Source organism: Enterococcus sp. AZ062 (genome assembly GCF_051715065.1).
GTDB classification, from domain to species: Bacteria; Bacillota; Bacilli; order Lactobacillales; family Enterococcaceae; genus Enterococcus_B; species Enterococcus_B mundtii.
Map to the genome: position 1 here is coordinate 44,983 of NZ_JBIOTB010000002.1, position 12,283 is coordinate 57,265.

The following is a 12,283-nucleotide window of genomic DNA, read 5'->3' on the forward strand; positions in this document are numbered from 1 at the left end:
TTTTTTTAAGACGATCAAAGAAGAAAATAAAAACATTTATTTCATGCATGTGTGAAATAAATGTTTTTTTTAAAGTGGAAAAACTGTTAATATTTATTGGGTAAGAATCTATCATAAAGGCATATTCTTATAGGATCATTATCAAAAACCTTCGTTTTTAAGAACGGATATTTGTTATTTATCACTTAAAATAGAAAAGCTAATCTAATCACTTTTTCAAGACATCTGATTCTATCGGATGTCTTTTTTTGTGGTCTCCTTAAAAACGAAGAGTTTTGAGAAAAATCAAGGGGGAGGGACATGATTAGGAAGAAACAACTCATTTTGACGGGCATACTGCTGTTCTTCTTTTTCTTTTCACTGCCTTCAGTGAGTGCGAAAGAAGTTCAACAAGTAGAAACCGAAGGATCAATTAGTTTTACTGGCACTTACGTGCCAATCGGGACACCAGATCCTACACCACCTGAGAGCATCAAAGAACCACCGATCACTGAAATTGCCAAACCAGAAAGCGTATTGCCCAAGACCAATATGACTACCAATCATTGGCTGATCGGGTTAGGACTCCTAATTCTTAGTTTGGTTTTCTTTATCTGGAAACAAAAGAAACAAGCACACATAGAAACTAATAGATGAAAGTAGGACTTATTCAATGAAATTAATCCGTTTAGCTACAATTACCGCACTATCAACCACTATATTAGTAGGAGGCTCTTCGGCTGTCTTTGCCGATGAAGTACGGAAAGTGACGACCGAAGGTCAAGTCGAATTTCGATCGGCTGGGGAAGAAGATGGGGAGCTAGAAGTCATTCCGCCTGAAACGGGACCAGAAGCACCAGATGTCGAGATTTCTCCTGAAGTACCAGGAACGACGGGGCCATTGTCTATTATGAAAGCTGCGACTATGAACTTTGGTACACAAATTATCTCAAATCAAGATCAAACATACAACATGGTGGCTGAAATGCAGAAACTAGCAAATCCAGTCACAGATGGGCCGACACATGTCCCTTATACCAGCTTTGCCCAAGTTCAAGATGTACGAGGAAGCAATGATGGCTGGGACCTAAAATTAAGTTTAAGTGCGTTTGAATCTGAAACACTCAATAAAACATTGACCGGAGCGGAAATTGAATTGGTGGGTTCTCGTATTCAATACGAAGGGTCCAACGCCGCCAATGCTCCAGTGGCACATGCGGCCGGATTGAAACTGATCCCTAACGGTGCGGCACAATCTGTGATGACCGCAGAAAAAGGCAAAGGTGCGGGTGCTTCTTCCGTTGTTTGGGGAAATCAAGCGGAATTGAATGCTCAATTTTTGGATCCTACAAAAGAGGTAGTCGAAAACAACGCGATTCGCTTATCGATCCCGGGCTCAACTGCCAAAGATGCGACAACCTATAAGTCAACTCTGACATGGGAATTGACTATTACTCCAGAAAATCCACCAGTAGGTGTATAAGCTTTCTTACTAGATGAATTGACTATCGACAGCGTTGCAGCTATTTGTAGCGCTGTTTTTTTAAAAGGAAGGAAACATGTGATGAATAAACAAATACGATTGAAGCCATTGAACAACGGGATTCGCTGGCTATTGATGCTCTTTGCACTAGTCATACTTTTTGTTCCCGTGATCGGACATGCCGAGGAGGGGACCTTAAATTTTTATGTGACGCCAGAATTTCCAGAGAGCCAGGTGGAGGGTTCGAGTAGTTACTTTGATTTGAATCTGGCTGCTGGAGAAACCGAAAGGTTGTCCTTAAAATTACAAAACGCCAGTAGTGAACCTATCCAAGTGCAAATTACTCCCCACACCGCCTATACGAATGTTCATGGCGTGGTAGAATACGGCAAAGATGCAGAAGAACCCGATCCAACGTTACCTTATTCAGTGGATGCATTAATTGAGGCTTCTGAAGTGATTGACTTAGCTGGCAATGAAACCAAAACTGTCGAGGTCGCTTTACGTATGCCGGAGGCTTCTTTTGAGGGATTTCTAGCCGGCGGCTTACGCATTAAGGAAGTCAGAGAAGCAGAAGAAGAACCGATAAGTGAAGAAGAGGGTGTGGCAATCCAAAATGAGTTTGCCTACGTCGCAGGCGTTGTGGTCAGCAATTCTCGGGATTCGGTTCAGCCGGATTTAGAATTGAACGATGTGTTTGCGGATCAATTGAACTACCGGAATGTGATCAGTGCGAACCTACAAAACTTTACACCTGCTTTTGTGAATCAACTGGCTGTCGAAGCCACGGTTCAACGTGCAGGAGAAGACGAGGTGCTCTACACAGCGAATGAAGAAATGATGCAGATGGCACCAAACTCAAATTTTAATTTTCCAATCTCGCTAGAAGGGGATCGTTTCCAAGCCGGTGACTATGTGTTAAAACTAAAAGCCACTTCAGGAGAAGAATGGTCGTGGGAACGGGGGTTTACGATTGAAGCCGATGAGGCCCGCAGCTTTAACCGAGAAGACGTCACGATTGATACGAGCATCAACTGGTGGATGATTGGGACGATGCTTCTGATTCTGCTTTTACTAGCCTTAGTGATTTATCTGATGGTTCAGAAGAAGCAGGTAAGTGAAAATGAATCAGAGAAGTAGAAAGGAGTGAGTTTGATGACGATGACCTGGAGAAAAACGCAGGTGTTTCTAAGTACAACTTTAGTAGTTCTGCACGTACTCTTCCTGCCGGTAAGCATGATTTATGCAGAAATGGTTGAGGCGCCTATACATGAGACAGAAGAAGATCTGGAACCATTGGAACTTCCGAGCATAAAAAATTATTTAGAAAAAGGAGAAACAAGTGAACCACGCTTTTTCTTTACACAATCGCGTATGCAAGGAATGATAGAAGAACCAATCAAGGTGATTTTCTTTTCTGACCAAGAAGTGTCAGAAGCGCGAGTCACCTTACCTAACGAAGCGAAACTACTAAAAGAGCAGTTGCCAGTGGGTCTTACTGCAAAACAAGGAACGCACTCTCATGAATGGATAATCCAGACCGAACGTGTACGAAATACCTTTGTTCTTCCAGTAATATTTGACTCGGTAGGAAACTATGAGGTTGCTGTGAAAGATGCGACAGCGACTATTGAGGTGCAAGAACCAGAAGAGACAAGTGAGGAAGTTCCGGTCGAAGAAACAGAATCTTCCGATGAGGATTCAGCAGGACAAGAAGATTTAAAAGAAGAAGAAAATGTAATAGAAGAAGATCAAGAGAATGAACAACCGGCAGAAGAAGTACGTGAGCCTGTGGTAGAAGCGCCGCAGGAGCAACAAATCGATGCGGAAGAGACCGATGAAGCGATAGAGGAGCCGACCGTCTTTGATGGGGAGACAGAAGAAGTCACTACGATGGCGCAATTCAGAGCAGCCGTTGCCAATCCTAATATTGGGATCATTTCCGTTCAAGCCAATCTGACGGAAGCGACAGCAAATGTACTAACTGTGGATCGTCCGTTACTTATCCAAGGAAACGGCTATACCTTAACATTTGGCATAAATGGCTTTTATTTTCAACTAGCAGAAGTAGTGGAACCAAGTGTTTTTCGAATTGAAAATACAAGACTTACAAAAGTTGGCACAACACCATTGATCAATGCAACGGTAGAAAGCAGTAAAAATTGGACTGTTGAATTAGAAAACATTACCGAGGTGAATGCGAATACCATGCGATTAGCTTCTCTTCCTGAAGGAAATATTCATTTTACCGGGGGGGTATCAAACTTCACACGTACAGCTTCTGCACAAACTTTCATCGTAGCAAAAGAAGTCGTAGCAACAAATCAAGCAGAGGTCACTATTAGTCGAGGGAATGCGACGGTCTTGTTTTCTTCTGCTACAGTAGCGGATCCAAAGATGACGGTAGAACAAGGTGCCACAGTTACGATCACAACTACTGCTGGGAATGCCAATACGATTGATCTAAGAGGAGAAAATCCAGAAATAGCCGTTCAAAATGGACATTTATCAGTAGGTACAATAGGGCCAGCTACTGCAACGACACCAACAAACACAACTAACAATACGATCGTTCTTTCCGGCGTATCTCCTAAGTTTAGCTTGGATCAAGAAAGTACATTCTCTCTTCGAACGACATTATCAAAAAGAGGAATATATCTTGTTGGAAACAATTCACAACTTACGGCAAATAACTCGGAATTTTCTGTAACTTCTGAGACCGCAGAAGCAATTCAGTCAGAAGGGCAGAACGGGATTTTAACGATAGCAAACTCTAATATGAATTTAACTACAACAGCTGGGAGAGCAATGAGAGTAAACGGACAAATTAATATATTAAGGTCAAACCTTTCTACTAACTCTACAATGGGACTGCCTATATCTACGGATAATGCCAATGGAGAAATCGTTATTGATGAGAGCCAACTGAATTTAACCATGAGTAGTTCTAACAACGGTATCCGATTAAGCGGTACAGACTCATTATTAAAAATATCAAACAACAGTGAAGTAAAGTTAACCAGTGGAAGTGGGACAGCCCGAAATATATTATTTAGTGGGGCACGTTCAAAGATGATTATTGAAAATCAATCCAAATTAATTTTGAACGCAAGTGGACCGACAAGTGATGCAACAGATTCAGCTAATAATGCCATTCAATTCGTAGGAGAATCATCAGAACTAACAGTGAGAAATCAATCTATTTTAGATGTTAATGTGATAGCAGGTGCGAAGAGAGGGGTTTTCTTCCAAAATTCGAGTAATAAATTTAATATTGATGAGGAATCAGAGGCTAAAATTAATACAGAACAAGCAAATTCACTGCATATGCAGGGGTCTAATCAAAAAACAACTATTTCCGGTAAATCTTCGCTAATTCTAAAAAGTAATTGGAATGTTCATGGTAGCACTAACGAGCATAACCAAAGATCTAGTTTGTATATAGGAATGAATGGAGCCAGTAACTCTATAATAGAAGTTGATGAGCAATCAAGCATATTAACAGAATCCAATCTTTCTAGTTCTATTGTTTTGGAAGGAAGAGTTAATAGCTTTTACGTTAAAAATAAAAGTGAAATTAATTTGTATTCTGGGTCTACTACTTCAATCAGTACAGGGGCATTTGCTACACTTAGGTTTTTAAATTCAGGCGATAGCTTGTTCAAAATTGAAAACAGTATGTTTTCAATTTTAAAGAGTGGAGGTTCTGCCCCTGGAATTCGTATGCTAGGAGATAAAAATTCCATAGAGGTGGTTGATGGTGGTATTTTTCAGGTGAAAAATCCAGGTAATGGAACCCCTAGTGATGGAAATACACAAGGCGGAAATCAAGGAGTCCATTTAACATCTGGAAATGACACGTCTTTTTCAGTAACAGATCCGGGGTCACAAGTTACTATTTTAGCTGAAAATGGACCAGCTATAGATCTATCTGGAATGGGGAAAGTAAAGAATAGCAATGGTGGTTATTTTGAAGCAGTGGGCAGAACTGCGACTGCTTCTGGTGGAATATTTAGAGCAGGTGTGCTAGATGTAGAATTTGACAATCCTTTATTTATGGACTTCAGAAATAATCGATCTGGAGGAGGAAATCTATTTAATGTCGCAAGCGGATCTAGTTTAAAGGCATTAAATAGCGATCTAGCAGTCTGGAAAAATGGGTCAAACTTAGACGGTGATCCAGATTTGAATTTTCCAACTTTAGATTTTTCTTTCTCTGGGATAAATTTCAATACTTTAGGAGCCACTAGTCAACCAGACGTATTAAATACTGGGACTTTTGGTACCACAGGATTGACAACATATTCTAGATTAAGTTCAAATAATGCCCGGTGGGCAATTGCAGATGAACTCAGGGTCCCAACAAATGCGGATAAGAAAATCCATGGGCATGTTAGTATTCCAGTTGGATTAGAAGAAAGCCGCTCTGCTTGGGATGGGGAAGCTACAGTCATTGTAGAAGTTGAACGTGCCGATGGAAGGAAAACAGAGCATAATGCGAAAACTGTGGGACACTCAAATGAAGAACCAGGCATCAGTATCTATGGTGAAGAGCCACGTGCTGGATTATTTGAAGTAGAGTTAGAAGAGTACCTACAAAAAGGAGATAAGGTTAAAATTAAAGACGTTCGCTTAACTTCTGGAGAGTTAACACAAGGATATGAAAATATTATCTTAACAGATACAGTGGAAGTCTTTCCAATCATTCCGCCAACACCAGCTAAGTTTTCTTCTTCTGTGGTTTCAAATGATAGTACAGCGATTAAAGGGTTCACGGAAAACAAAGAAGTAACGGTTACTGCTACCCATAATAATGAACCGATAAATACAGAAAATGTGGTTGTTGAAAATGATGGTACCTTCACATTAGACTTAAGCGAGCTGTCATTACAAGGAGACGATGAAATTCAAGTGTTTTTAAAAGACTTTGAGGGATCTGCTGCAGTTGCTGGAGTTGTGAATCCTCCTGCAACAAATGATGAGCAAGGGAATATCAATCCAAAATCTCCGCTTTCTTTTCGTGATAAATTGTTTGATGAAGCAACGGTTTTAACGGTTCAAGATCTACGACCTGTTTCACCTGTGGATCCATTAGCGCCAGAAACAGAAATCGATCCAGAAAACAAACCGCAGCTTCCTGAAGATCAGGGAAGGTTAAGTATTGATTTTGTCTCACAGTTACAATTTGGCACGCAAGGCATTTCAGTAACTGATCAAACCTATTATGCGCAACCACAACGATTATTGAATGAAGATGGGACGGTTAATAAGACAGAAGAACGGCCAAACTATGTTCAAATCAGCGATCGTCGACCAGAAAACGACCGCAACGGCTGGCAGCTTGCTGTGACACAAAATGCTCAGTTTACCGCAACCAATAATCGAGAATTAAACGGGGCACGCTTGCGCTTGACAAACCAGCAACTGGCGACCGCCCAAGGGGGCAGTGCACCGGAATTCCAACAAACCAATCCATTGGCCCTTGTTCCAGAAAACCGACGGATTCTGTTAATGGCCCAAGGAACCGTAGGGACTGGTACCTGGATCTATCGGTTGGGTGATCAAGAAACGGCTAATAAAAGTGTGGCTTTAGATGTGCCAAAAGGCGCCAACCCTGAATCCGCTCGCTATGAAACGACCTTGACGTGGGAACTGAGCGCTGTTCCTGACAATTAAAAAGAGGAACAGAGCGCAAGGTTTTTCCATCTTTTTACATTCAGAATCAATGAAGAAGAAAAAGGAGTGGTTAGGATGGAAACACCTCTAACGAAGGACGAATATATGCGTCAGTTTTATGACACCGTGACACAAGCTAAAAGAGAGACCGGCGAACTGGAAGATTATCTGTCTCAACAATTCGAGCGACTGAATCAATTGACGAGTGAGGTCTCACCAGACAACTTTTGGGAGACACTTCCTGAAGTCCTGGGCATCGATGCAAAACTAACACTCATTGCAGAGTTGATTCGGTATGACGATTTTTCGACGCAAGAGATTCTGCGACTCGTTGAAACAGATTATCGCACGTACCTTAAAGAACTTTGCGGCAATGAGTTAAGTGTGGAGACCAATCACTCACTAGTATTTCATGTCGTATAGAGTGAGCCTAGCATTAGGTCATTGTAAAAGAGTGTTCAGAAAATTATTATCTGGGCACTCTTTTTTCTACGGTTAATTTGGGTGACTCATTGTGTTTTGTGTTCATGATCTTCGTCAATGAATCATTGTTCAATTAAAATATAATTTGTCAAGGTATGACCAATTTTTCCAAAGAGTCAGAAGCTGCTAGATTTCTAACTATCTGATAATGTTCAAATTTTCATGTGATAAATTTGTGAAAAATTGTTGCTTAAAAAAGAAAATAATAGAATGCACAAAAAGCCCACCAGGGTATACCCCAATGTCATTAAGTTAAGGCAAAAAAGTAAATAATAGTCTCAAGTATATCGCTTTTTTCTTATTAACTTGACCAATTTTATATTTTTAAGCAACACAAAAAAACGTCCTATATGGTATAGTCCGATTTATAATATTAGGCAATACGATATAAAAAACCAACAAATTTCTTTTTTGTTATATTTCTCTGGTCACTCCGATTCTGTCGTATGGGGAGGAGATATCTTCTTATCAAAATTTCTACATTGACGGTTTGATCAAGAAAAAATCTTTTACAAATGCCTATAGCTTGTGTGAAATTAAGCTGATAGAACTGCTTTAAAGGAGCTGATAACGCCACTACCTGAGCAATTTCCATTGAAAAGTTGTATATAATAAGACGAGCGTAAATTTCTTGAATAATAAACTCTAGTTTCTTTGAGTGGAATTGGTTTAAATCTAAGGCATATTTTAATTCTCTAAAGGAAGTTTCAATTCCCCAGCGTAAGTGATAAAGTACTTTTAAATCTTCGCTTTTAAAAGTGAAGGAATCAAGATTCGTGACTAAAGATTCATAACTATCCTCACTCAACTTAATCCGAACGACTCTGAGACTAACGGGATAGCTTTCTTTTGAATCGGGTGGGAGATAATCAAAGCTGGCTTTTTTACACACAAATTGATAGCTTTTGTCAGCTTTGATTTTATTGGTCTGTCTTCTTGTTAACCAAAGGTTAACCTCTTTATCAAATGTTCCTTTTTGAGGTAATCCAAGTCCTTTAAGAAAGCCATTACTTTTGGTATCTTTTACTCGAATCGCGAATTTTTGACCACTTTTTCTAATATGTTCGTACACGTTAAATGACTCATGACCACGATCTGCAATAATAATTGTCGGCTTTTCAAAAGTAAACTCATCAACCATTTGACACAAACTGCTCCGTTCGTCTAGCTGTCTAATTTTTTGGAAGTTTACCGATGCATAGTATTTATTTAATGGGTCATATAAAGCATTGAGATGAAAAGATCCTACAGATTTATCAAACTTTCCGATGGTGTAATGGGATTCAGGATCGTTTTCATCATAAGGAATATTAATATCGGAGCCATCATGAGCCAATAGTTGGTACCCTTTATATTGCTTGTTTTGGTTACTTGAAGGAATGGTTCGGTAGAAGAGTTGTTTGAAAGCTTCAATCTTTATTTTACTTCGAGCCTGTACAAATGCGGAAGCAGTTGGCGTTTGAAGTGTAAAATCAAAGTAAGAGAGTAATTCACTAGAAAGACTTTGTCCACCGAAAGAGAGAATAATTTTGAGAGTGGTCTCAAAAGATAATTTTCTATTTCGTGAAAAATCAAGCGGAGATTGAGCAAAAATTTCAGGTTGATTTGTAATACAGCGAATTTGATCTTCTAAATTTTGTTTGATTTTATGAGCTGCTTGAAGTGTGGATGAAATGTTGATAGTATTAGACATAAGGGCACCTCCAGAATACGTAGCGCTATGACGTTTTATTATTGTTAAAATAATTGTATCAAGAGAGTGTCCTTTTACATAGAAAAAATAAAGCAGGGAAACTTAAATGTTTTCCTGCTTTTTGCCTTAACTTAATGACATTGGAGTATACTCTATTGGGTTCCTACCAACTAATTAAACGAGCTTAATTAAGTCAACTCCCAATGAACAATTAACCTCATCAAACTTTAGTTTTCTAACTTTTTAGAAGGATTACTCTGAAAAATAGTGAATATGTTAATTGACTGAATCTAGGTTTCGTAACGATTTATGACCAAAAAATATTTTCTAAATTATATGAATCCAAAAAGATTATCCAGAGAAAAAATTGCTGTACGCTCTTTTTAATGATTCTTTTTTAATATTCGTTTTTCTAAATTTACATGTCGAGGTGAAAATTTCGATTATTCATTTTATAGAGGATCTTGTAATATAAGAGATGCAAATAAGGATTCAAGTTGAGCCTTATTTTGTTTAATTATTTTTATCGAAAATCTTCGTTTTTAAGAACGGATATTTGTTATTTATCACTTAAAATAGAAAAGCTAATCTAATCACTTTTTCAAGACATCTGATTCTATCGGATGTCTTTTTTTTGTGGTCTCCTTAAAAACGAAGAATTTTGAGAAAAACATTAAAGGAGGAGGGAAGATGCGAAAAACGGTTGGTCAGATGATTGCACTATTTGTGCTAATAATAGCGATGCAGTTTCCGCTACTGGTATACGGTACAGAGATCCAATCCGTCGAGTCAGAAGGATCGATTGGATTTACTGGAACCTATGAACCAATCGGTTCACCAGATCCACCCCCCAGCACCAGCCCCCAAAAGCCAGGCGGCACTTTACCGAAAACCAATACGATCGGTAGTTCAATCGGGCTATGGGTCGGCAGTTTCTTAGTGGGTGGCGTTTTAGTAGTTTTAGGGTACAAAAGAAGAGAAGCAACACAAAAAATAATGGAATGAAAGAAGGAATTTAAGTATGAAATTTATTCGTTTAGCAACTGTAGCTGCATTATCAACCACGATCTTTGCCGGAGGCATACAAGTCTTCGCTGAAGATGCGGTGCCAGAGGAAACAAAAGAAGTCCGTAAAGCAACTACTGATGGTCAGATCACTTTCATCCCAAGTAATGACGATACGATCGTTGATCCTGGACCGGATGGTCCTGATGTAACTATTCCGCCAGTCACTGGTCCTGATGGAGAAAACAAAGGGCCTTTGACCATTGCAACCGTGCCAACGATGAACTTTGGTTCTCAAATTATCTCGACGACGGATAAGAATTACAACATGGTCGCTGAAAGACAACAAAAAACAGGAACAACCGGTGAAGAAAACAAGGTGCCTTATGTGAGTTTGGCACAAGTTCAAGACACTCGCGGAACGAACAAGGGATGGGAACTAAGTGTTAGCTTAACTGAATTCCAAGCTCCTACGGATACCCTAAATAACGTATTAAAAGGTGCGAAAATCACGTTATTCGATCCGACCCTTCTTTACAGTGTTAACGATGAAAATCAGGCGCCTACTATTCACTCAAGCGGGTTAGAATTGATTCCAAACAATGATGCAGTGCCAATTATGACTGCAGCAGTTAAAAAAGGGAGTGGAACCTCGACGACTGTTTGGGGCGACCATGACGCGATCGCAAAACAAGTAGAAGATGGGGTAGCTGTCGTAGAAAATGAGGCAATCCAACTGTTTGTTCCTGGCTCGACTGCCAAAGATGCAGTAACGTATACCTCTACATTGACATGGGAATTAGAACTAACACCTGATAATGAGGCACCTGATGAGGTTTAAGAAGTAACCATTTCCATGTTCCATTAGTCACTGGCAGCGTTACAGATTTCTGTGGCGTTGCTTTTTTTAGAAAGGATTATGACAAATGAGACACAAACGATCGATCCAAAGTGGGCTGTGGCTTCTAGTAGTGCTTTTCTTTTTCTTGCCCGTTTCAGCCCAAGCCGAAGAGACGACCTTAAATACACATGTCACCCCGCTTTTCCCAGAAAGCCAAGTAGATGAAAGTAAGGGCTATTACGAGCTACTACTTGCTCCTGATCAAAAAGAGACATTACAGGTGAAAGTCGGCAATTCCAGTTCAGAACCAATTAACGTTCAGGTGACACCGCATACGGCTTATACGAATACCTTGGGAAATGTCGAGTATGGCAAAGATGCCGAAGAAGCGGATCCAACCTTAATCCATTCCTTGGATGAGCTGATGACTCCTTCAGAGGTCATTACCTTAGCTGGAAATGAAACAAAGGTCATAGAAATTCCTCTTCAAATGCCTAAAGACGCTTTTGAAGGGTATTTAGCCGGTGGTTTACGGATCACCGAAGTCAAAGAAGAGGAAGAAAGTGAAGCTCCAGAAGGAGAAGGTGTAGCGATCAAGAATGAGTTTGCCCATGTGGTCGGTGTGGTCGTCAGTAATAGCAGAGATTCGGTGCAACCGGAGTTGGAACTATTGGATGTGTTTGCGGATCAATTGAACTACCGCAATGTGATCAGTGCCACGTTACAAAACTTTACGCCTACTTTTGTTAATCAATTGGCGGTGGAAGCTACCGTGAAACGAGCAGGGGAGAACGACGTTCTCTATAAGGCGGAAAAAGAAATGATGCAGATGGCCCCAAATTCGAACTTTAACTTCCCGATTTCTTTAGAAGGAGATCGCTTTCGCAGCGGAAACTACGTGTTAGAACTAACGGCAAAGTCAGGAGACAATGAATGGTCTTGGACACGTGAGTTTACGATCGATGCCGACGATGCCCGTAAGTTGAACCGAGAAGACGTCATGATCGACAACAGTCCAAATTGGTGGATGATCGGAACCATCAGTTTATTGATTCTATTGGTCATCATCCTGCTTTACTTCGTTTTAAAGAAAAGAAAGCAAGAAAAAAAGCAAAAAGAGTAG

9 protein-coding genes are annotated in these 12,283 nt (G+C 40.0%); 8 read left to right on the forward strand and 1 reads right to left on the reverse strand.

The window, feature by feature from the left end; genetic code table 11:
* The first annotated feature begins 300 nt into the window (after positions 1 to 300).
* From IGJ00_RS15545 to IGJ00_RS15565, 5 genes are all read left to right on the forward strand, one after another.
* On the forward strand, positions 301 to 636 hold the full coding sequence (locus IGJ00_RS15545; protein ID WP_438844607.1) for an LPXTG cell wall anchor domain-containing protein: 336 nt from the start codon (positions 301 to 303) through the stop codon (positions 634 to 636).
* Positions 637 to 652: 16 nt separating this feature from the next.
* Complete coding sequence (locus IGJ00_RS15550) at positions 653 to 1,462, forward strand: WxL domain-containing protein (RefSeq protein ID WP_438844608.1); 810 nt, start codon at positions 653 to 655, stop codon at positions 1,460 to 1,462.
* Between the two features lie 81 nt (positions 1,463 to 1,543).
* Positions 1,544 to 2,602 carry a DUF916 and DUF3324 domain-containing protein gene (locus IGJ00_RS15555; protein ID WP_438844609.1) on the forward strand — a complete coding sequence of 353 codons (1,059 nt, stop codon included), beginning with the start codon at positions 1,544 to 1,546 and terminating at the stop codon, positions 2,600 to 2,602.
* 15 nt (positions 2,603 to 2,617) lie between these two features.
* Positions 2,618 to 7,138, forward strand: coding sequence for a WxL domain-containing protein (locus IGJ00_RS15560; RefSeq protein ID WP_438844610.1), 4,521 nt, complete (start codon positions 2,618 to 2,620; stop codon positions 7,136 to 7,138).
* Between the two features lie 75 nt (positions 7,139 to 7,213).
* Positions 7,214 to 7,561, forward strand: a complete 348-nt coding sequence (locus IGJ00_RS15565; protein WP_438844611.1) for a DUF7006 family protein — start codon at positions 7,214 to 7,216, stop codon at positions 7,559 to 7,561.
* A gap of 433 nt (positions 7,562 to 7,994) precedes the next feature.
* Here IGJ00_RS15565 and IGJ00_RS15570 read toward each other — a convergent pair whose 3' ends face one another.
* A complete protein-coding gene (locus tag IGJ00_RS15570) occupies positions 7,995 to 9,314 on the reverse strand; it encodes an IS4 family transposase (RefSeq protein WP_438844612.1) in 1,320 nt (439 codons plus the stop codon).
* Between the two features lie 690 nt (positions 9,315 to 10,004).
* Here IGJ00_RS15570 and IGJ00_RS15575 point away from each other — a divergent pair.
* From IGJ00_RS15575 to IGJ00_RS15585, 3 genes are all read left to right on the forward strand, one after another.
* Positions 10,005 to 10,319: an LPXTG cell wall anchor domain-containing protein gene (locus IGJ00_RS15575; RefSeq protein WP_438844613.1), complete on the forward strand. Its 315-nt coding sequence runs from the start codon at positions 10,005 to 10,007 to the stop codon at positions 10,317 to 10,319.
* A 16-nt stretch (positions 10,320 to 10,335) separates the two neighbouring features.
* Positions 10,336 to 11,160, forward strand: a complete 825-nt coding sequence (locus IGJ00_RS15580) for a WxL domain-containing protein (protein WP_438844614.1) — start codon at positions 10,336 to 10,338, stop codon at positions 11,158 to 11,160.
* Between the two features lie 85 nt (positions 11,161 to 11,245).
* Complete coding sequence (locus tag IGJ00_RS15585) at positions 11,246 to 12,283, forward strand: DUF916 and DUF3324 domain-containing protein (protein ID WP_438844615.1); 1,038 nt, start codon at positions 11,246 to 11,248, stop codon at positions 12,281 to 12,283.